The sequence below is a fragment of the Actinophytocola sp. genome, assembly GCF_049647105.1.
GTDB lineage: Bacteria > Actinomycetota > Actinomycetes > Mycobacteriales > Pseudonocardiaceae > Actinophytocola.
This window is the reverse complement of record NZ_JBARWZ010000280.1, coordinates 1-21,645: the sequence shown is the minus strand read 5'-3', so window position 1 is coordinate 21,645 and position 21,645 is coordinate 1. Positions and strand designations below refer to the sequence as shown.

General features: G+C 71.4%; 14 protein-coding genes. 3 read left to right on the top strand and 11 right to left on the bottom strand.

Translation table 11 applies throughout. The annotated features are described in order from the left end of the window. The first annotated feature begins 69 nt into the window (after positions 1-69). Both WBA97_RS33105 and WBA97_RS33100 read left to right on the top strand, forming a co-directional pair. Entirely contained in the window at positions 70-1,437 is a 1,368-nt protein-coding gene (locus tag WBA97_RS33105) for a helix-turn-helix domain-containing protein (protein WP_424234919.1), read from the top strand. Positions 1,438-1,464: 27 nt separating this feature from the next. Next, positions 1,465-2,616, top strand: a complete 1,152-nt coding sequence (locus WBA97_RS33100) for a glycerate kinase (RefSeq protein WP_424234918.1) — start codon at positions 1,465-1,467, stop codon at positions 2,614-2,616. Here WBA97_RS33100 and WBA97_RS33095 read toward each other — a convergent pair. Genes WBA97_RS33095 through WBA97_RS33080 form a run of 4 tightly spaced genes read right to left on the bottom strand, consistent with a single transcriptional unit; the run spans position 2,558 to position 6,490 of the window. Next, a complete protein-coding gene (locus WBA97_RS33095; RefSeq protein ID WP_424234917.1) occupies positions 2,558-3,697 on the bottom strand; it encodes a thiamine pyrophosphate-dependent enzyme in 1,140 nt (379 codons plus the stop codon). The genes WBA97_RS33100 and WBA97_RS33095 overlap by 59 nt on opposite strands. A 17-nt stretch (positions 3,698-3,714) precedes the next feature. After that, complete coding sequence (locus WBA97_RS33090; RefSeq protein ID WP_424234916.1) at positions 3,715-4,482, bottom strand: PucR family transcriptional regulator; 768 nt, start codon at positions 4,480-4,482, stop codon at positions 3,715-3,717. Positions 4,483-4,514: 32 nt separating this feature from the next. Next, positions 4,515-5,657 carry a phosphonoacetaldehyde reductase gene (locus WBA97_RS33085; protein ID WP_424234915.1) on the bottom strand — a complete coding sequence of 381 codons (1,143 nt, stop codon included), beginning with the start codon at positions 5,655-5,657 and terminating at the stop codon, positions 4,515-4,517. Then, positions 5,654-6,490 (bottom strand): isocitrate lyase/phosphoenolpyruvate mutase family protein, encoded by an 837-nt coding sequence (locus tag WBA97_RS33080; RefSeq protein WP_424234914.1) that lies wholly within the window; start codon positions 6,488-6,490, stop codon positions 5,654-5,656. Before WBA97_RS33080 ends, WBA97_RS33085 begins: the two co-directional genes overlap by 4 nt. A gap of 116 nt (positions 6,491-6,606) precedes the next feature. Between WBA97_RS33080 and WBA97_RS33075 the strand changes: the two genes are divergently transcribed. Continuing rightward, complete coding sequence (locus WBA97_RS33075; RefSeq protein WP_424234913.1) at positions 6,607-7,149, top strand: NUDIX domain-containing protein; 543 nt, start codon at positions 6,607-6,609, stop codon at positions 7,147-7,149. A 49-nt stretch (positions 7,150-7,198) separates the two neighbouring features. Here WBA97_RS33075 and WBA97_RS33070 read toward each other — a convergent pair whose 3' ends face one another. The 7 genes from WBA97_RS33070 to WBA97_RS33040 form a co-directional block, all read right to left on the bottom strand. After that, positions 7,199-8,032: a phytanoyl-CoA dioxygenase family protein gene (locus WBA97_RS33070; RefSeq protein WP_424234912.1), complete on the bottom strand. Its 834-nt coding sequence runs from the start codon at positions 8,030-8,032 to the stop codon at positions 7,199-7,201. Then, positions 8,033-13,048 carry an amino acid adenylation domain-containing protein gene (locus WBA97_RS33065; protein ID WP_424234911.1) on the bottom strand — a complete coding sequence of 1,672 codons (5,016 nt, stop codon included), beginning with the start codon at positions 13,046-13,048 and terminating at the stop codon, positions 8,033-8,035. Continuing rightward, complete coding sequence (locus WBA97_RS33060; RefSeq protein ID WP_424234910.1) at positions 13,045-13,272, bottom strand: MbtH family protein; 228 nt, start codon at positions 13,270-13,272, stop codon at positions 13,045-13,047. The genes WBA97_RS33065 and WBA97_RS33060 overlap by 4 nt, the downstream gene beginning before the upstream one ends. Next, complete coding sequence (locus WBA97_RS33055; protein WP_424234909.1) at positions 13,269-17,237, bottom strand: non-ribosomal peptide synthetase; 3,969 nt, start codon at positions 17,235-17,237, stop codon at positions 13,269-13,271. The genes WBA97_RS33060 and WBA97_RS33055 overlap by 4 nt, the downstream gene beginning before the upstream one ends. Continuing rightward, positions 17,234-19,030: an ABC transporter ATP-binding protein gene (locus WBA97_RS33050; protein ID WP_424234908.1), complete on the bottom strand. Its 1,797-nt coding sequence runs from the start codon at positions 19,028-19,030 to the stop codon at positions 17,234-17,236. Before WBA97_RS33050 ends, WBA97_RS33055 begins: the two co-directional genes overlap by 4 nt. Next, the gene (locus tag WBA97_RS33045; RefSeq protein ID WP_424234940.1) at positions 19,027-19,890 is read right to left on the bottom strand and encodes an ABC transporter ATP-binding protein; all 864 of its coding nucleotides are present in this window, start codon (positions 19,888-19,890) and stop codon (positions 19,027-19,029) included. The genes WBA97_RS33050 and WBA97_RS33045 overlap by 4 nt, the downstream gene beginning before the upstream one ends. Positions 19,891-20,831: 941 nt before the next feature. Beyond that, positions 20,832-21,645 (bottom strand): hypothetical protein (locus WBA97_RS33040; protein ID WP_424234907.1); only part of this gene is annotated, 814 nt, incomplete at its 5' end.

The window sequence follows — 21,645 nt, the reverse complement described above, 5'->3', positions numbered from 1 at the left end:
CTTTGTGTGTTCGCACAACCCACGTGAGCAACACATTTCGCGGAATCCGGTGTTGGCTAGTTTGACACCATGACCGATGACGTCGGATATCGTGCGCGGATGGGTGCGCTGCTCCGGAGCACCGCGAACGACCTGAAGCGGAATTCGGCGGCGGCCTCGAAGGACCTGGGGCTCTCCGAAGCCGAGTACCAGGACCTGGTGAACGGCCGACAGGAGATTTCCGGGACCGCGCTGGCAGCCATCAGCAGGAGCTGGCCGGTCAACGAACGCGACATCCTCCCCATCCACAACGACTGCCCGGACGGCGTGCTCAGGGTCGCCGTCGAGGACTCCGTCGTCTCTGCCCGGGTCCTGCCCAGGGGCGGCGCCGACTACTACGAATATCGCGACACAGCCATGTCCCGGCTCGCGTCGTTCCGCCCGGAGTGGATCCGGATGCTGGCGGTCGTCGATGACGACGACCCCGACAACCCGGCGGTCCAGTGGAACAACGGGCACCTGCTCTACCAGTTCACCTACTTCGTCGGACCGGTGAACTACTACTACCGCTGGGCGGGCCGGTCGCACGTGCTGCGCATGCGGACCGGCGACTCGATCTGGGGCCTGCCGTTCTCGCCGCACACGTTCACCGCCCGCAACGCCGACGAGCCCGCCTACATCCTCGCCCTCACCTACGGGGGCGAGCTGACCGGCGACGCGCGGCACGAACTCGCCGCGCTCGGTCTCGGCACGTCCAGGAAATACGCGATGGCAGCGGCCGGTCAGGCGGTCCCGGCACGTCCGCGGATGAGGTCGTTCCTCGACGCCGCGTCGATGTCCGTCGACGAACTGGCCCGGCGCACCGGTTGGCCTGCCGGTCGGGTCGTGGAACTGGTCGACGGTGGCCTCACTCCCAGTGGCGACGAACTCGTGGTGCTCGCCGACGCGTTGCGGGTCTCGGTCCGGGACCTGCTCCCGATCGGCATCGACTCGCCGAACGACATCTGCCTCGTCCGGGCCACGGATGCCAGGAGGTGGCCGCACCCGTCCTCGGACCGGGAGGACTACACGGTCACCGAGCTCGCGGGCAACCGCATGCACCCGCACACGCGTGCCATGGAGATCCGGCCCCACCGCGAGAACGGGGACGTGGGCGACGCTTTGATCACCTACCAGCACCAGTACCTGTACAACGTGGGATCGGACCCTCTGGTGATGCGCTGGGAGCACGCAGGGCAGGCGCACCGCACGGTCCTGCGGCCGGGCGACTCCGCGTACGTGATGCCCTTCGTCCCGTGCGCCTACGGGATCGAGGGAACACCCGACCATCCGCGTCTGCTGGCACTCCGGATCAACGGCAGCGTGACCGCTGAGGTGCGCACCGCTCTGGGTGCGATGCACCCCGGCGGTCTGGAACGAATGCTCCACGAGGACCGCCCGTGGTACCGGGAAGGGTGATCGACCGCATGGGCAGGAGAGATTGACGTGCGAGTCCTCATCTGCCCGGACAAGTTCGCCGGGACGCTCACAGCGCGCCGTGCGGCGCGCGCGATCGCGTCAGGATGGCGCAGGACCGCACCCGCCGACGACCTCGTGCTCCGCCCGCTCGCCGACGGTGGGCCCGGTTTCCTCGACGTGATCCACCCGGTGGTCGGCGGCGAGCGCGTCACGGTGCGCGCGTGCGACCCATTGCTGCGGCCCGTCCGAGCACAGCTGCTCGTCACAGGTGACACCGTCTATGTCGAGAGCGCGCAGACCTGCGGGCTGCATCTGCTCAGCCCGGCCGAACTGAATCCGATGCGGGTGTCCTCGTACGGCCTTGGCGTGCTGCTGGGAGAGGCGGTCGCGCTCGGGGCCAGGGAGGTGGTGGTGGGGCTCGGCGGATCGGCCACCGTGGACTGTGGAGCGGGCATGCTCACCGCGCTCGGCGCGGTGGCGATGGATGCCGGTGGCGTTCCGTTGCCACCGGGCGGTGGTCCGCTCCAGGACTGCGCGGCGGTGAAATCGCTGCCGGATCTCGGGTCTGTCTCCCTCACCGCCGCGGCCGACGTCGCGATCCCGCTGCTCGGACCGTCCGGCGCGGCACGCGTGTTCGGTCCGCAGAAGGGTGCCTCGCCCCGCGCGGTACGCGCACTGGAACGTGCTCTGGCGACGTTCGCCGGTCACCTCACCGGGACCGCGCCGCGATGTCCGGCCGACCTGGTCACGATCCCGGGATCGGGTGCCTCCGGCGGACTCGCCGCGGCGATCATGGCGCTCGGCGGCCGGTGCGTCTCCGGTGCGGAGCTGGTGTGGGCGACCATGGGACTCGACGACGAACTGCCCGGCTTCGACCTGGTCGTCACGGGAGAGGGCCGGGTCGACACACAGACGCTGCGCGGCAAGCTGCCCGCCGTGGTGGCCGGAGCCGCGGCCGCGCGCGGTGTGCCGTGCCTCGTGCTCGGCGGCCAGGTGTCGGACGACCTCCCGGTGGCGGAGTGGGCCGGTGTGTCGGCCCACTCCGTCGCGGAACTCGTCGGGAGTGTCGCGGAAGCCATGTCCGAGCCGTTCACCGGCCTGGCTGCGCTGGCCGCCCTGCTTAGCGGGTCCCGGCCCTCGGCATCAGGTTCTGCTCGAACCGGGTCGCGATCTCGCTGATGTCGAGGCTCTCGGACGCCCGCTTGCCGGTCGAACCGCCAGTGGCGCCCGCGACGACCAGGAGGGCGGGCCCCGTGGCGTCGAGTACGCCGCGGATCGCATCCCGCAGCCCGGCGAGGACGGACACCGTCGCGGTCGACCTGTAGCCGAGCGCAGCGGCCACGGCGGCGAAGTCGATCGGCGCCGCGGAAGGCTGCGCTCCGGTCGACTCGTAGGCCTGGTTGTCGAACACGATGTGCACGAGGTTTCGCGGTGCGCATCCGGCGACCGACGCCATGGCCCCGAGGTGCATCAGCAGCGAGCCGTCGCCATCCAGCACGACGATCCGCCGCTCGGGTACCTGGAGAGCGGCGCCGAGACCGATGCCCGCGACGTGTCCCATCGACCCCTGCATGTAGAAGTTGCCCGGCCGGTCTCCCGCACCGAGCAACGCCCTGGACAGGTATCCCGTGGTGGACAGCACCTGTTCGGCCCGCAGTTCGTCGGCCAGGAGCGCGACCACATCCTCGCGGAGCACGTTTCCGCCGGTTGCCGGTGCGGAGCGAGGGGGCGCCGGTTCGATCGCGCCCTTGCCGACCAGGACGAACGCGGTACGGCGATCCTCGAGCACGGTCGCCGCCTCGGCCATGATGTCGGCGAACGGGCGCCCGCCCCGCTCGAGCGTCCAGTGTGGGACCTCGAGCGACTCGAGCCAGGACGGGATGACCCGTCCCATCAGCATGTGCTGTTGCTCGCCAGGCTCCGGTGCCGGCCAGCCGCGCATGCTCATGATCACGAGCTGCGGGATGCGATAGGGCAGCACCAGTGAGGTCAACGGGTTGACGAGGTTGCCGAACCCGGAATTCTGTGCGATGACCGCACCGGGAACACCCGCGAGCCGCGCGCCCGAGGACATCGCCAGAGCACTGCCCTCGTTGACGGCTGGCACGTAACGCAACGTCGGATGGTCCTCGAGCAGACGCAGCGGGGCCGAGAAGTACGAACACGGCACCCCGGACAAGAAGCGGATCCCGTTGTCCTCGAGCACGTCAAGGAACTCGGCACCCGTCAACGCGGGCACGACCGTCTCACCCTGTGACAATTCAGCTCACCTCGTCATCATGCGGATTCCACGCTGCCGAGCCGCCACGCGATCATCGCCGCGCGGAGGGTCAGGATGTCCCTGGGCACCGTCGGCGAGAGCCCGGTCAGCTCCCGGACCCGGCGCAACCGATAGAGCAGCGTGTTGGGATGGATGTACAGGAGCCGGGCGGTCCGGCGGCGGTCCGCCCCGTTGTCCAAATAGGACGTCAACGTCTCCAGCAGTGGCGCGTCGCTGGCCGTCAGTGGTTCGATCCGGGCCGCGAGCCTGGCCGCGATGTCCGGCGAACGGGCCAGTGCGGTCTCGAACGGGACGTCGTCGAGCTGGTACGCGCCGGCCGGGTAGGCGAGCGCGCGCACCACCCGCAGGATCAGGCACGCCTCCTCCACAGCCGCGACGACGCCGTCACCGCACACCAGTCCGGAGCCCACGACGACCGGCTCGTGCCCGGTGACCGCCAGCCACCGCACCACCTCGTCGGCGACGGCACGCACGTCCGGCACACCGGCGCCGGGCCGGACCGGCACCAGCATGACGAGCTGCCGACGGTCGGCCGTTGCCGCCGCCATCGGCCGAGGACACTCGAAGGCACCGGCACGCTGCATGGCGCGCCCGTCCCGCGATGACCACGGCCGCCCGCCGATGTCGGCGGCCAGCAACGTGATGTAGCGCGATGTCTCATGGCCGGTCGCGCGGCTCAGCAGCGCGACCGCGGCCATGACGACGGGGTCTCGGTGGTGCGGATCGGTCACCCGTGCCGTCGCTGACCTCGCAGCAGCAGTCATTGACGATCTCCTCTATCGATTCGGCTTGCGCGTCAGAGCCGGGCAAGCAGTGCCTCGAGCGCGCCGTCGGCCAGCGCGACCGGGGAGTTCCCCGCACGCTCGTGGCTCGACCCGTCGACGATGATGTGCCGCAGGTCGGCGGCCTGGACCCCGTGTGCCCCCATCCGGTCGTCCAGTCCACCCACCCGCATCAGGTCCGCCAGCGCCGCGCCGATGTCGCGCGGCGACGCCGCGCCGACGATGGTCGCCACCTGCCGCAACCGCTCCGCCACGAAGTCGGCGCCCCGGGGGTCGGTGCACCGTTCGCGGTAGCACTCACCCGCGGCGGTGAACACCCACACCAGGTTGAGCGCGCACGCGACGCCGTGCGGGATCCCGAAACGGGCGGTCAGGGGGTAGGCGAACGCGTGGGCGATGGTGGTCCGCGTCAGGTCGATGGCGAGGCCCGCCATCGTGGCGAGCCTGCTCATCTCCTCCCGGCCGCGACACTCGCGGAGCAGACCGGGCTCGCGGAGCAGCGCGACGACTCCCGCCGCGGCCGCGGCGGCGAGGCAGCGTGAATGGGCCGACGACCGGACCGACCATAGCGACTCGAGCGCGTGCGCGAGGGTGTCCCATGCGCCGCTGATCACCGTTGCCCGCGGACAGGTGGCGGTGAGGTACGGGTCGACGAGCGCGAGGTCCGCGCGCACGCGGTCGTGGTCAAGGGACTGTTTGCGCCCGTTCACGTAGACGCTCGCGAACCTCGTGACCTCCGCACCGGAACCCGCGGTCGTCGGCACCAGGACCAGCCCGCACCCGCCCCGCCCCTGCTCGTAGTCCGCCGGGGTCATCTCCTCGGGTGCGGGCCCGTCCCCGCCGGGCGGCAGCACGACGACGGCCTTCGCCGCGTCCATCGCCGAGCCGCCACCCACGCCGATCACCAGGTCCGGCCGGAACCGGGCCCGTACCAGTGCACCCTCGCGGAGATCGGACAGGTCGGGGTTCGGGCGGAAACCGGTGAAGGTCTCCACCCGCGCGCAGGCCAGGCGGTCCGCCGCGGCCGTCCGCCGCAACCCGGCGGCGCTGGCCACGACCAGTACGCGACGCGCCCCGGACCGCTCCACGAACTCCGGCAGCCGGTCCGCGACGCCCGCGCCGGCCACGACCTCGATGTCGGGCAGGCTCGGCGTCACTTTTCGAGGACCATCCATTCGTCCACACCGGTCAAGCGGAAGATGTCCCGCATCGACGCGATCTGGTCCTCGACCGAGGTGATCTCACCGGTCTCCCTGATCTGCTGGAGGACGTCGAGGGTGGCCCTGGTCGCCGCCCGGAGGCCGTGGTTGGCGTAGATCATCAGCGAGACGCCGGCCTCGGCGGCCGCACGGACGTTCCAGCCGCCATAGGTGGTGGGCACGACGACGATGGGGATGGTCCCCCGCCACTCGCTCAGGAACCCGAGGATCTCGACCGCGGTCGAGGCCTTCGAGTGCACGAGCAACGCGTCGGCACCCGCGTCCGCGTACGCGTAGCCACGGCGCAGTGCCTCCTCGATGCCGAGATCGACGATCAGCGCCTCGGTACGGGCGACGAGCACGAAGTCCCTGCTCACCTGCGACCGCTTCGCGATCTCGATGCGGGTGGCGAACTCGTCGACATCCTCGAGGACCTGACCTCCCACGAGATAGCTGTTCCGCTTCGGGAAGATCTTGTCCTCGATGCAGATCCCGGCGATGCCGTTCGCCTCGAACTGCCGCACCGCGTAGGCGACGTTGAGACGTCCGCCGTAGCCCGTGTCGCAGTCCGCGAGCACCGGCAACGAACTGGACTCGTTCACCTGCACCGCCGCTTCGAGGTAGTCGGCCATGCTCAGCAGACTCATGTCCGGCAGCCCGCGCGCCGCCGAGATCTCGAAGCTCGAAGCCCACAGGCCGTCGAACCCGGTCTCCTCTGCGAGCTTCGCGCCGAGGCCGTTGTGCGCACCGACGAGTCTGCCCACCTCCGCCTGCTCGATCAGCTGTCGCAATTTGGCAGCCTTCGACGAGCTGGATACCATCATGGTCTCCCTCATGATCTCGAATTCGGTTCCGCTGTTTCAATTCCCCGACCATCGACCACGCCCACGAAACGGAGCAGAACGGGGTGAACGACGACCGCGAAGATGTGCTGGCCGAGCGGGTCTTGTTCCACGGCAGGGTGTTCAGCGTTCTGGAGCGCGACATCAAGCTGCCGGACGGCGGTGTCGTCACCTGGGAGGTGGTCGACAAGCGCGGGGACAGCGTGGCGATCGTCGCCATCGCGCCTGGCCCCGAGGTGCACCTCGTCCAGGAGTTCTTCGGCGGCACCGGCGAACGAGGACTGTGCCTGCCGAAAGGCGGGATCGACGATGGTGAGACCGCGGACCAGGCCGCGGCCAGGGAGCTGAGCGAGGAGATCGGCCTGACCGGACGATTCGAGCTCCTGTCCACTATGGACCTCAGTCCTGGCTACCTCACCCAGCGCACGCACCTCTACCTCGCCACCGACCTTGTTCCGGCCCACCGGGACGGCGACGAGACCCACCATCTCCGCCCGGTACGGCTCCCACTGGCCGATGCGGTCGCCATGTGCGTCGATGGCCGGATCACCGAGGCCCGCACCATCGCCGGCCTGCTCATGACCGCTCACCGCATTCGCGCGGAATGACCCCACGTCTCCCCGATCCGACGCTGTCACGCAGCTTGACATCTCCCGCTCAGCACACCCGTGCCGGCGCGAAACCTCCCTCGCTCTCGTTGTCCAGCAGCACGAGCGGTGTGCAGTCCCGCGCCGCCAGGAACTCGGGCCGTGGTTCGGCGACCTCTTCCAGGACGTTGTCGGTGCGGTTGTAGGTGATCAACACGATCCGTCGGTCGATCGGCGACATGTTGGCGCCGGAACCGTGCACCAGCAGCGGGTCGAAGAGGAAGACCTTGCCCGCCGCCCCCTTGATCGGCACGATGTCGCGGTCCGCGGTCAGTGTGGACAGCAACGGCGCGTCGATCGCGTAGTCGAGGTCCGCCGACAGGTGCGTCTCCCACACGTCGTCCGAGTGGCGCTTGTCGATGTCCAGCATGCCGATCCGGTGCGAGCCGGGAAGGACGAGCAGCGGACCGTTGATGTCGGTGGCCTCGTCGAGGAGCACGGCCACGTTGATCGCCCTGGCCTCCCGCATGCCGTCACCGTGGTGCCAGAAGATGAAATCCTGGTGCCACGGCCAGACGTCGCCCACCATCGCGCGTTTGGCGTTGATCTTGAACTGGTGGACGTACACCTCACCACCGAGCACCGCCATCGCGGGCCTGAGTGTCCGCAGGCTCCGCACCAGGCGGGCGAACCCGTCGTTCACCAGGTGCGAACCATGGACGCCCCGGACGGTGTGCCCGTCCTTCTCGAGCACCCTGGCAGGCGAGTCGCGGTGAAACTCGTCGTCAGCCAGCTCGCGGAGGAACTCGACCTCCGCATCGTCGAAGGAGAACCCGCATTCCAGGAACCCGTTCACCCGGAATGACTCGATGTCCGCCGCGGACAGTTCGTACTGTGTGGACATTCACAAACCCCCATCTACTCTTGTCACTCCGGCGTCCGGAACCCGTACCGATGTCCTGCGGTGCAACGCCGGGCGCCGGGGCAGCACGTCGGTCATCCGTTCGGCGACGCCCTGGACCGTCGGCCGGTCGAACAGGTCGATGATGCTCAGCTCACAGCGCAGCTCCCCCCGTATCCGGCTGATGAGCCTGGTCGCGAGCAACGAGTGCCCGCCGAGTTCGAAGAAGTCGTCGTCCACACCCACCTCGGCGATGCCGAGCGTGGCCGCGAACAGGCGGCACAGCGCGGCCTCGCGCTCTCCGCGCGGCGCGGTGCCGCGCACCCCGTTGGCGTAGTCCGGTTCCGGCAGGGCTGCTCGGTCGACTTTTCCGTTCTGGGTCAATGGGAAGGTGTCGAGTACCACGACCGCCGATGGCACCATGTACTCCGGCAACGACCTCGCGACCGCGCGCCGCACATCCACCGGGTCGGGGCGCACACCGGCCCGTGGCACGACGTAGCCGACCAGCCGCTTGTCACCTGGCCCCCGCTCCCGTGCGAGGACGATCGCCCTCGCCACGTCGGGGTGACCGGCGAGCACGGTCTCGATCTCGCCCAGCTCGACCCGGAAACCGCGGACCTTCACCTGGAAGTCGGTGCGGCCAAGGAACTCGATCGAACCGTCCGGCAGCCAGCGGGCCAGATCGCCAGTGCGGTACATGCGAGTCCCCGCCGGCCCGTGGGGATCGGCTACGAATCGCTGGGCGGTGAGGCCCGGCCGGTTCAGGTATCCCCTGGCGACCTGGACGCCGGCCAGGTAAAGCTCGCCGGGCACGCCGACCGGGACCGGCCGCAGTGCACTGTCGAGCACGTACGTCTTGGTATTCCAGATCGGTGGTCCGATCGGCGGCGTCTCACCGCGTTCGATCGCGGCGGCCGGCACCGTGCACCCCGTCACCACGTGGGTCTCGGTGGGGCCGTAGTAGTTGTGCAACCGCCGCGCGGTGCCGGCCGCGCAGAACTCGCGAATCGACCGGTGCAGCGTCAGGGCCTCCCCCGCCTGCGCGATGTGCCGCAGGTGCGGCAGTTCCACGCCCAGCCGCCGGGCGGCTTCACCGACCGCCTCGACCACGGGGGTGGGGGCGAACAGCTCGTTGACCCGGTACCGGTCCAGCCACGACACCAGCCTGTCGACGTCCTTGCGGATCTCATCACGCGGCACCGCCAGCGTCTTGCCGGACGTCAGCGCCGAGAAGATCTCCTGCGCGGCCGCGTCGAAACCCAGCGACGCGAACTGCGCCGTCGTGACTCCCGTCCCTCCCGGCATCACCTCGGCGTGCCACGCCAGGAGGTTGACCATGGCCGAGGCGGGCAGCACCACGCCCTTCGGCCTGCCCGTGGAGCCGGACGTGTAGATGACGTACAGCGGGTGTTCCGGGAGCAGTGGCGTGGTCCGCTCCGCGTCGGTGAGGTCGGCGCCGTCGAGCCCGGCGAGGCTCTCGGCGACCTCCGCGCTGTCCACGACGAGCCGGCCGGCGGTCGGCGGGATCCGTGCCGCGAGGTCCGTCGTGGTGAGCACCAGGATCGGCGCGCAGTCGCGGAGCATCAGCTCGATGCGCTCGTCGGGGTGTCCGAGGTCCACTGGCAGGTACGCCGCACCCGTCTTCACCACGCCGAGCAGGGCCACCACCATGTCGACCGATCGGGGCGCCACCAGCGCGACCGTCTCTTCCGGTCCGGCACCGCGCGCGGCCAGCAGCCGGGCCATCCTGTTGGCCCGTGCGTTGAGGTCGGCGTAGGTGACCGACTCCTGTTCGTGGACGACGGCGGGCACGTCCGGCGTCCTGGCCGCCTGCGCCTCGATGAGGCCGGGCAGTGTCGACGCAGCGACCTCGTGCGCCGTGTCGTTCCACTCGATCAGCACCCGCCTTCGCTCGTCGGGTGCCAGCACGTCGAGCCCGCTGACCGGCGCGTCCGGTGTGGCCAGCACGGCATGCAGCAACCGCTGGAAGTAGGCCGCCAGCCGCCGGACCGTGCTCTCGTCGAACAGATCGGTCGAGTACTCCACCGTCACGTCCACACCGGACCGCGTGCCGTGGACCGGAGGCCGTTCGGCCAGGTGGAAGGTCAGGTCGAACTTCGCGACACCGATTCCGGGCTCCTCGGCCACCACCTCGAGTCCGGCGGCGGCGCGGGCGGCGGGACCGGTGTCCTGCGCGACCATCAGCACCTGGAACAGCGGGTGCCGTGCCAGCGAGCGCGGCGGGTTGAGTGCCTCCACCAGCGACTCGAACGGCAGCTCGCCGTGCTCGAACGCGTCGAGGTCGGTACCCCGGACACGGCGCAGCAGCTCGCGGAAGTCCGGGTCGCCGGACGTATCGGCCCGCAGCACCACCGTGTTGACGAAGAACCCGACCAGATCGGCGAGCGCCTCGTCGTCCCGTCCGGCGACAGGGGTCCCGATGGGGATGTCTGTGCCGGCGCCGATTTTCGTGAGCAGCGCGGCGAGCAGGGCGTGGAACGCCATGAACACCGTGGCGCCCTCCCGCCGCGCTGTCCTGGCGAGCGCCTCGTGCGGTTCCGCGCCGATCGAGAAGGTGACCGAGTCGCCCCGGTAGGACGCGCGGGTGGGGCGCGACCGGTCGTAGGGCAGCGCCAGCTGTTCTGGCAGCCCCGCCAGCGCCGTCCGCCAGAAGCCGAGCAGGCGGGCGTGCCTGCTCCCGGGTTCATCCGGGTCGCCGAGCTGTGTACGTTGCCAGAGCGCGACATCGGCGTACTGCAGCGGAAGCGGGGCGAACCCGGGCACCTCGGCCACACTGCGCGCCGCGTACGCGTGGCACAGGTCGGCCACGAGCGGTCCCATCGACCAGCCGTCGCAGGCGATGTGGTGCACCACCAGCAAGAGCAGGTGCGCCGCCTGGCCGGTCCGGACGAGCCCGGCACGCAGTACCGGCCCGCCTGCGAGGTCGAACCCTTGGCGGAGGAACGCGGGCACGTCCTCGCCGTCCATGACGGACAGGCGGGGAACGGCCGCCTCGGCGTCCAGGACTCGCTGCCACGGCTCCCCGTCCGCCGCCTCGGGGAACACGGTGCGCAGGCACTCGTGCCGGGCCACCACGTCACCGAGCGCGGCGCGTAGCGCGCCGACATCGAGCGGACCGCGCATGTGCAGGGTCAACGGCACGTTGTACGTCCCGTCGGGCAACCCGATCCGGTCGAGAAACCACAGCCGCCGCTGTGCGTACGACAACGGCACCCTGTCCGGCCGGTACTGCCTGCCCGGGGGCGTCCTGCCGGCCGGGAGACGGTCGAGCCTGCTCGCCAGCGACCGGGCCGTGGGAGCCGCGAACAGGTCGCGGACCGTCGGCTCCGCGCCCAGCTCGGCGCGGATCCGGCCGATCACCCGAAAGGCGAGCAACGAGTGTCCGCCGAGGTCGAAGAAGTGGTCTGCCGGTCCTGCCCGCACGCCGAGCACCTCGGTGAAGATCCGGCACAACGCGGCCTCGCGGTCGTCACGTGGCGCGCCACCGTTCGCCACCCGCGCCACACCGGGGGCGGGAAGGGCCGCACGGTCCACCTTCCCGTTGGGTGTGCGCGGCAGCTCCGTCAGCACCACCACGGTGGACGGAACCATGTACTCGGGCAGGTGTCCCGACAGGACACGGCGGAAGGCGACCGGGTCGATGTCGGCGCCGGCGACGGGAACGACGTACACCGCGAGCCTCGGGACACCGGTGCTGTCCTCGCGGACCGCCGCCACCGCGCGGGACACGGGCAGGCGCGCGGACGCGACCGCCTCGACCTCGCCGAGTTCGACACGGTAGCCACGGATCTTGACCTGGTCGTCGGAGCGGCCGACGAACTCGAGGTCGCCGTCGGTGGCTCGCCGCACCAGGTCACCCGTCCGGTACATCCGGGATCCCGGTGGGCCGAACGGATCGGCCACGAACCGTCCCGCGGTCGTACCAGGCCTGCCGAGGTAGCCCCTGGCCACGCCGGGACCGGCGATGTAGAGCTCACCGAACTCAGCAGGCCGGAGCTCGCCGTCCAGCACGTGCACACGGGTGCCCTCGATGGGTCCGCCGATGGATGCCGCCGGCACACCGGGGCGCAGTGTGCTCGCGGTCGACCAGACCGTCGTCTCGGTGGGGCCGTAGACGTTCGTGACCTCCCGGGCCGCCGCGACGAGCGAGGCGGCGAGCCTCTCCGGCAGCGCCTCCCCACCCACCAGGACTCGCACGCCGGCCAACCTCACCGGCCCCGACTCCACGATCGCCTGCCACAGCGTCGGTGTCGCCTGCATGACGGTGATCTCCCCGCGACCGAGGATCGCGGCGAGCCCGCGGGGATCGCGCTGCTCGTCGTCGGTTGCCAGCACGACCCGGGCACCACACAGGAGCGGCGCGAAGATCTCGAGCCCCGCGATGTCGAACCCGATCGTCGTGACGGCGAGGAGCCGGTCGTGTCCGCCGAGGTCGAGCAGGCCGGTGAACGCGCTCAGCATCGAGCCGAGGTTGGCCACGGTGACCGCGACGCCTTTTGGCCTGCCGGTGGAACCGGACGTGTAGAGCACGTACGCGAGGTCGTCCGGCCGGCACGGCGGCGGCTCGTCGGCGGAGTACGCGACATCCGTGTCGTCCGCGCCGACCATGAGCGTCGGCACGGCTGCGCGGTACGGGCCGGGCACCGAGTCCTCCTCCCCGATGAGCAGCACCGGGCGGGCCTCGCCCAGGACGAGGAGGTTGCGCTCTGCGGGGTGCCGAGGGTCCACCGGGAGGTAGGCCGCGCCGGTCTTCCCGATCGCCAGCAGGGCGACCACCAGGTCGACGGACCGGGGCAGCATCAAGGCGACCAGTCGTTCCGGCCCCACGCCACGGCGGCGCAGTCGGCACGCGAGTCGGTCGGCCGCGGCGTTCAGCTGGACGTAGGTGAGGACGCGGCCACCGCACTCGACCGCAACGGCCGAGGGCGTCCGGTCAGCCTGGTCCTCGACCAGCCGCACCGGCGACGCGTAGCCGCCCGCGGATGGTGTGCTCACCGCCGCTCCTCGTCCGCCGCGGCCATGGCCTCGACGAGCCCGCGCGGCCGCAGGTCCGTCCACACCGACTCGACGTGGGCGAGGCACTCGGTGTGCGGCCGGTCGTGGAGGACGACCGCCCAGCCCTCGGGCACGGGAATGCCCGAGGGCCACAGCGAGTACTGGCGCTCGTCGTTGACGAGCACGTGGAAGGACGACGTCTCGTCGTCGAACGGGTTGCTCACGGTTGCTCCTCCTCGCTGCCTGCGGCGGGCTGGACGGTGCCGCGCAGCGCGGCCGCCAGTGCGGCGCCCGTGGCCGCCGACGCGGTGTCGAACATCTGGTGGTGTCCGGTGTCGACGGTGTGGACGGTCAGCCGTCCGCTGACGAACGCGCCCCACGCGTCCGCCCACCGCGCATCCGCGGGTTGGCCCCGGCCGGCGACCACGACGGTCAGGTCGCCGTCGTGTGTTCCCGGCGAGAACCTGGCCTGCATCCGCACGTTCTCCATGACCATCCGGAGGTGCGCGCGGATCTCGTCGTCGTCGGCGTCGGCAAGCGGTGCGAAGTCCGTCCGCACCCGGTCCAGGACGTTCGTGGGCAGGTGGTTGGGGTCGCCGGTCCCGTCAGGCCAGGCGTCCGGGCGGCCGACCAGGTCGGTCAGCGCCACCGCCAGCAGCTCCGCGCCGGCGGGCGGCGTCTCGCCCAGCGTGTTCGGATAGCTGTCGAACACGACGAGTCCGCGCACGCGCTCCCCTTCCGCACGCAGCCGGACAGCGGCGGCGTGCGCCACGTGACCGCCGAAGGACCATCCGGCCAGGTCGTACGGTCCCCGTGGCTGGACCCGCCGGATCTCCACGAGGAACTCCGCCGCGAGCTCGTCGACCGAGCGAGCTGGCCCGCCTGGCCGGGTCTGGAGCCCGTACACCGGGCGGTCACTGTCGACGTACGGCAGCACACGCAGGTAGCACCAGCTCAGACCGGCAGCGGGCGGCAGGAAGAACAGTGGCGGTCCGCCTCCGCCGGACCGCAAGGTCAGCAGCGCCGGGTGGTCGTCGGGGAACGCGCCGCCGGTCATCAGCCGCCGGGCGAGCGCGGCCACGGTCGGTCCTCGGAACACCTCCTGCACCGGCAGCTCGGCACCCAGGTCCGCGCGCATGCGGCGGACGAGCCGGACCACGAGCAGCGAGTGACCGCCCAGCGCGAAGAAGTCGTCGTCGAGGCCGATGCCGGGGACGTCGAGCACCTCCTCGAACAGGGCGGCGAGGCGCCGTTCCAGCGGGGTGTCCGGCCGGCGGCCGCCTGAGGCCGCGAGGTGCGGAGCGGGGAGCGCCGCCCGGTCGAGCTTCCCGTTCGGCCCGAGCGGGAGGGCGTCGAGGACCGTGACCACCGCGGGCACCATCGCGCCTGGCAGGCGGTCGGCCAGGCCCTGCCGCAACGCCGCCGGGTCGAGCGGCCGGCCCGCCACCGGAGCGACGTACGCGACCAGAGTTCTGCCCGCGCCGTCGTCCCGCACCACGGCACCCGCGGCGGCGACACCGTCGACGGCCAGCAGCGCGCTCTCGACCTCGCCGAGTTCGACCCGCTGCCCGCGTATCTTGACCTGCTGGTCCGCGCGCCCGAGGAACTCGAGCATCCCGGTGGCCCGCCACCGGACGACATCGCCGGTGCGGTACATGCGTTCGCCCGCCGCGCCGTACGGGCAGGCGACGAACCGGCTCGCGGTGAGCCCTGCTCGACCGAGGTACCCGTCCGCGAGCTGCGCCCCGGCGAGGTACAGCTCACCGGGGACGCCGACGGGGCACGGCCCCAGCCCGGCGTCCAGCACCAGGACCCTGGTGTTCCACACCGGACGCCCGATGGGCACCGGGCCGTGACCGCCGGGCGCACACCCGTACGCGGTGACATCGACCGCGGCCTCGGTCGGCCCGTACAGGTTCTCGAGCCGCGTGCCGGGGAGGACGCGGTGGAACTCGTCCGCGGTGTCGCGGGGCAGCTCCTCGCCGCTGCAGACGACCAGCCTCGGGGTCACGGCGGGGAAGTCCACGACCTCGGCGAGAAACGGCCGCAGCATCGACGGGACGAAGTGCATCACCGTGATGCCGTGGCGCTCGATGGTGCGGGCCAGCCTGCGTGGGTCCTGGTGTTCACCGGGATCGGCCAGCACCAGCGTGGCGCCGACGCGCAGCGGCCAGAACAGCTCCCACACCGACACGTCGAACCCGGTCGGCGTCTTGTGCAGCACCCGGTCCCCCAAGCCGAGCGGATAGGCGTCCTGCATCCAACGGAGCCTGTTGTCGATGGCGGAGTGCGCGACGACCACGCCCTTGGGTGTGCCGGTCGAGCCAGACGTGTAGATCACGTAGGCGGGGTGGTGCGGTGTCGGCCGCCCGGCGGGGTGGTCACCACGCAGGGCACGGCCGTCGAGATCCACCACGGCGTTCGTGCCGGGCGGGAGCACGTCGCGGGTCACCCGGTCGGTGAGCACGCACCGTGGCCGGGCGTCCCGCACCATGTGGCTCAACCGGGCAGCGGGCAGGTCCGGGTCCAGCGGGAGGTACGCGGCGCCGGCTCGCAGGACGGCGAGGAGCGACACCACGAGGTCGGCCGAGCGCGGCAGCGCGACGCCGACGACGTCGCCCGGCCGGATGCCCAGTTCGCCCAGCCTGCTTGCCAGGTCCGCCGTCCGGTCGCCGAGTTCGGCGTAGCTGACCGAGCGGTCCCCTGCGACGAGCGCGGTCGCGTGCGGTGTGCGCTCGACCTGCCGTTCGAACTCGGCGTGCAGGGTGGACACTGGCAGCCGCTCGCTCGTGTCGTTCCACCCGGTCAGCACCTGGTGGCGCTCGCGGTCCGAGAGCAGGTCCAGACGCGAGATCGGCAGGTCCTGGTTCGCGACGACCAGGTCGAGGAGCCTGCCGAGCCGCGCCAACAGCGCGGTCGCGGTGTGCTCGTCGAACAGGTCGGTGGCGTACTCGAGGTAGCCGTCGATTCCCTCGGGTTCGCCGTGGCCGCCGCGGTGGCCGGTGAGCTGAAGGGTCAGGTCCACCTTCGCCACCGGGAGATCCAGCGGCACGCGGGCAGCCGTGGTCGCTCCGAAGTCGGGCACCGCGTCATCGCTGGTCTCGAACGCGAGCATGACCTGGAACAACGGGTGGTGGGACAGGCTTCGCGGCAGGTCGAGCGACTCGACCAGCGCGTCGAAGGGCAGTTCCTGGTTGTCGAACGCGGCGGCGTCGCTTCGCCGGACCCGGCGGAGCACCTCGCGGAAGCTGGGATCGCCGGACAGGTCGGTGCGGAGCACCAGGGTGTTGACGAACAGCCCGACGAGCCCGTCGAGGTCGTCCTCGGTGCGCCCGGCGACGGGAGTACCGACCGGGATGTCGGTGCCCCCGCCCAGGCGGGCCAGCACCACCGCCAGTGCGGCGTGCAGCACCATGAACTCCGTGCAGCCGTGCGCGCGGCCGAGCTCGCCGAGCGCGGCGTGCGTGCGGCGGTCCCACCGGACCGGGACCGCCGCTCCCCGGTGGCTCGCCACCGAGGGCCGCTGGTGGTCGGCGGGGATCGTCACCACCTCAGGGAGACCCGCGAGCGTGCGCCGCCAGAACGTCGCCTGCCGCGTGAACAGGCTGTCCGGATCGGCCGGATCACCAAGCAGATCCTGTTGCCACCACACGTAGTCCGCGTACTGGACGGGTAGCTCGGACCATGTCGGCGCGGCACCGCCTGCCCTGGCGCGGTACGCCGACGCGAGGTCGCCGAGGAACGGGGCCATGGACCAGCCGTCCGCCGCGATGTGGTGCAGCACCAGCAAAAGCACGGCCTCGCGGTCGTCCTGTGCGAACAGCGTGGCCCGCAGCGGAACGCCGGTGCCGAGGTCGAACGGTGCCGACGCCGCGTCGCGGAGGGCCCTGTCGAGACCCAGCACCGGCTCCGGCGCCATGACCAGCGGCGTGAGCTCCGCCGATCGCGGCAGGACGTGCTGGACGGGCTCACCGTCCAGGTCGGGGAACACCGTGCGCAGTGGCTCGTGCCGGGCGACGACATCGGTGAGCGCCGTCTGGAGCGCGCGGCGGTCGACCGGCCCGGTGAGCCGCAGCACGACTGGCAGGTTGTAGGTCGACGGCGGCGCGGAAAGCCACTGCAGGAACCACATCCGTCGCTGGGCGAAGGACAGGGGCAGGGCCGTCGTCTCCTCGTGGTGGACCGTCATCGCACGTCGTCCTCCTGGCCTGCGGCGTAGGCGCGGCTCTGGGTCTCGTAGAGCTCGGCGTACTGGCCGCCGAGCGCCATGAGCGCGTCGTGCGTGCCTTGTTCTGCCACCCGGCCCGCCGACAGCACCACGATGTGGTCGGCCATCCGCACCGTGGAGAAGCGGTGGGAGATCAGGAGAGTGACCCCGCCCGCGTCGGCCCGCCGGTCCCGGCCCACCCCGACGAACCGTTCGTAGAGGTCGTGTTCGGTCTGCGGGTCGAGTGCGGCCGTCGGCTCGTCGAGCACCGACAACAACGGCGTTCCCCGCATCACGGCGCGGCCGAGCGCCAGCCGCTGCCACTGTCCATGGGACAGCTCGGCACCGTCGAAGGTCCGCCCGAGCTGGGTGTCCACACCGGACGGCAACCGGTCGACGACCGGACCGGCATCCGCGATCTCGATCGCGCGCGCCACCGCGTCGCGATCGTCCGCACGGGGCAGATCGCCGATGCCCACCGCGTGCCGCACGGTGACCTGGGGCTTGCCGAAGTCCTGGAAGGCGGCCGTGACCCGGCCACGCCACCGTTCGAGGTCCAGCTCACGCAGCGGCACGCCGTCGACGAGGATCTCCCCCGCAGTCGGTTCGTACATTCCGGTCAGCAGCTTCACCAAGGTGGTCTTGCCCGCACCGTTCACGCCGACCACGGCCACCGTCGACCCGGCGGACAGGTCGAGGTCGACGTCGGCCAGCACCTCGCGGTCCGTCCCGGGATAGGTGAAGCTCACCCCGCGCAGCGAGATGGCTCGGTCGAGGCGGTCGGGCGGGGGCTCCGTGCCCGGGTGCCGCGTCCGCGCCGCGTGCTCCTCGAGCCACCGCAGGTGCCGCACCGTGTGCCTGCCCTCGGCGAGCTGGCTCGCCCCGGCCACCGTGGTCTGCAGCTGGTTGCGCAGGTACCCGGACAGACTCGCGACCATCAGCAGGTCACCGGGAGTGCTCCTGCCCTTGGCGACGAGGTACGCGACGAACGCCAGCGCGGTGAGGTAGCCAACGGCGAAACAGGCCCAGCCCGCCGCCTGCCAGAGCGCCGCCCGGCCCTGTGCACGGACCAGCCCTGTCGTGACCGCCTGCCAGTACCCACTCGCGCGGTCGCTCACCACGCGGTCGCCACCGCTGATCCGCAGCTCCCTTGCCGCCGCGGCCTGCGTGCCCAGCCGGTGCAGGTGCGCCTCGCGGCGGTCGGCGTCGGCGGTGCGGTCCCGCGCGTCGCCGAGGGCCGAGGACGCCCGCCGGGAGAACACCAGCGGGGGCACGGCGAGGAGCACCAGCAGGACGAGCGCGGGGTGGACCGCGGTCAACAGCCACACGCTGAGTCCGAGGCTCAGCAACGACGACGCCGCACCCGCGGCGCCCCAGCAGGCGCCGGCCAGGGTCTCGGTGCTGGACCGGATCTGGCTCAGCCGGTCGAGGAACGTCGTCCGTTCCAGGTGCTCGACCGTCGGCACGGTCGAGGTCAGGCGGAAAAGACGCCCGGAGAGGACCACGTCCACCCGTTCGGTCAGGTCGACCTGGAGGTTGTGCTGCACCCGGTGCACGGCAGCGATCGCCGCGTAGGCCACCGCGCCGAGCGAGGCCGCGAACAGCAGCCTGCCGGGGCCGGGACCGCCCGAGTCGGCCAGTTGCCGGACACTGAGCCCGGTTCCCGCGACCGCGAAGGCGTTGATCGACGCGAGCACCAGGACGGTGACCGTCGCGCGAGGATCGGCCGCGTAGGCGATCCCCAGCATCTCCGTGACCACACGCGTCCGTCTCATGTGGACACCTCCGTCGTGCTTGCGGCGAACCGGTTGGCCTGCAGGCGATACAGGTCCGCATAGCGGCCACCGCGGCCCATCAGCTCGACGTGGCTCCCGGACTCGGTCGTCCGGCCACCGTCCAGCACCACGATGCGGTCGGCGCGGCGCACCGTGGCCAGCCGGTGGGAGATCAGCACCACGGTCACCCCGGACACCGCCGAGATGACCCGGTCGTAGAACTCCGCCTCCGCCCGGACGTCGAGGTGGGCGGTTGGCTCGTCAAGAACCAGCACGGTCCGGCCGTGGGCGACCGCGAACAGCGCCCTGGCGATCGCGACACGCTGCCACTGACCGCCGGACAGATCGACGCCGCCGGAGTGCTCCCGGGTGAGCAGCGTGTCCAGGCCGTCGGGCAGCATGTCCACGAGTTCGCAGGCACCGGCCGCGGCGACCGAGGCGAGGATCGCGTCGTCGTCGGGTTCCACCTCGGGTGCGCCGAGGGCGACGTTCTCCCGGAACGTGAGCGGGTAGTGCAGGAAGTCCTGGAACACCATGGTGACCTGCCTGCGCCACGAGACACTGTCGATGTCCGCGAGGTCCACGCCGTCGATCGTGATCCGGCCCGCCGTTGGCCGGCGCAGTCCGGCCAGCAGCGTGAGCATCGTCGTCTTGCCCGCGCCGTTGCGCCCCACCACCGCCAGCACTTCGGCAGGGCGGATCTCGAGGTCGAGCCCGTCGAGGATGAGCCGGTCCGTTCCTGGGTAGCGGAAACCGACTCCTTCGAGCCGGATGGCCGCGGGCCCGGTGGCACCCACCACGGTGGTGTCGCGCGCCGGGCTGCTGCTCTCGTGCTCGGTGAGCCGGTCGAACGCCCGCATGGCACCGATCGCGTACTCGATGTCGAACGCCTCGTGGCCCATGGCACCCGCGGCGAAGACACCCCAGGCGGCGAGCACCATCGTGATGAGGTCGCCATAGCCGATGTCACCGGCGGCCAGCGCCGCACCTGGGACGTACAGGGCCGCGAACCCGGCGCCCAGCGCGAGCAGGAACGTCCACCACTGGCGGCGGAGAATCCCCCGCCGCTGCGACGAGATCTCATCGAGCCAGCCCCGCGCCTGAGCCCGGTGCCGGTCCGCGAACCAGGGGCCAAGGCCGAAGAGCCGGATCTCCTTGGCGGCGGGGGCACCCGTGAGCAGGTCGGCCCAGTACTCCATGCGATACCGGTTCCCCGCGTGGGCGTCCCAGGTCACGCTGAGCCGCACCCACTGCCTGCGGATGGTCGCCCGCATCAGGAGCGTGAGCCCGAGCAGACCCACCGCCGGCAGTGGCGCGAACCACGCGAGCACGAGCGCGCAGAGCGTCGCACCGGCCAGCCTGCCCGACAGGAGGATCTGGCCGACCGCACCGGTACCCGGTGTCCTGGTCCGCCAGCCGCCGAGTTCGCAGGCCCGGGACACGTCCGTGCTGTAGGCGGGTTCGTCGAGGTGGGAGATGGTGCCCGGTTCGGCCACCAGCCGGCGCACCCGCGCCCGCAGCGCGCCGTCGATCCGGCGCGCGGCCAGCAGTTGCAGCGGTTCACGTGCGATCTCGACGCACTGCCCGGCCAGCACCAGGACGGCGACGACGGCCAGCGGCGGCACGACATCGCCGACGGCGTCCCCGGTGAGCGCGTTGTCGAGGAGCCAGCCCGTCGCCACCGCGGTCGCCGCCGTCGCGACCGCGGTCACGACATAGGTGCCCAGCAGGCCGGCCAGCAGTCCACGCCCCGCACTCGGCAGGAGGGCCAGCAGCCGCAGCCGGTCACGGAACATCTCCTTCACGCCGCCCTCCGGTTCCCCGCGGCGAGCGCGCACCTCGCGAGTACCTCGTCCACCGTCGCAACAGGACAGGCGGCGAGCCGGTGCAGTTCGTCGTCGTACCACCGCAGCAGGCCGTGCAGCCCCGCCCTCGGCAGCAGGCCGGGATCGACCCGCGCGACGATCGGTAACTCGGCTCCGCTGCGCACCTTGATGTCGAACCGCGGCCCGATCTGGCGGTGGGGAACCGTTTCCTCGATCCGTCCCGGCGCCTCGGTCGCCAGGCCCGCGACCGACGGCACGTCGTGCGCCATGAAGTTGTAGAAGTTGTCGAAACCCAGTTCCACGTCCCGTTCGGACCGGACCAGGTCGGTGACGACGTCGATGTCGTATGACCCCTGCCGGTAGGCCTTCAACGCCGCGGCCTGCACGCTCCCCGCGAACCCGGCGAACGGTGTGCTGCCTGCGGCCAGGTCGACATGCAGCGGTACGTACTGGTTCATCGAACTCACCAGCCCCTTCCACCGGGGCGTGAACCGGTTGCCCGACTGCAGGGTCAGCACCACCCGATGACTGCTCGTCACCGCGGCGGCGGCCACCACGGTCAGCGCCAGCAGCGCGTTCTGCGGCGAGACACGCGTGGCCGCGCTCACCGCGGCGAGACTCGACCATGCGCGCCGCGACCGCAGGACCGCCTCGATGCGCCCCGGCGACTCACCCGCCGAACGGGACACCGGGAAGATGTCGTCGGGAAGGGCCCGCAGCAACGTGCGCCAGTAGCCGACGGCCGCGTGCCTGCGCGGCCGTGCGGCCGGCGAGCGCTGTTCCCCGGCC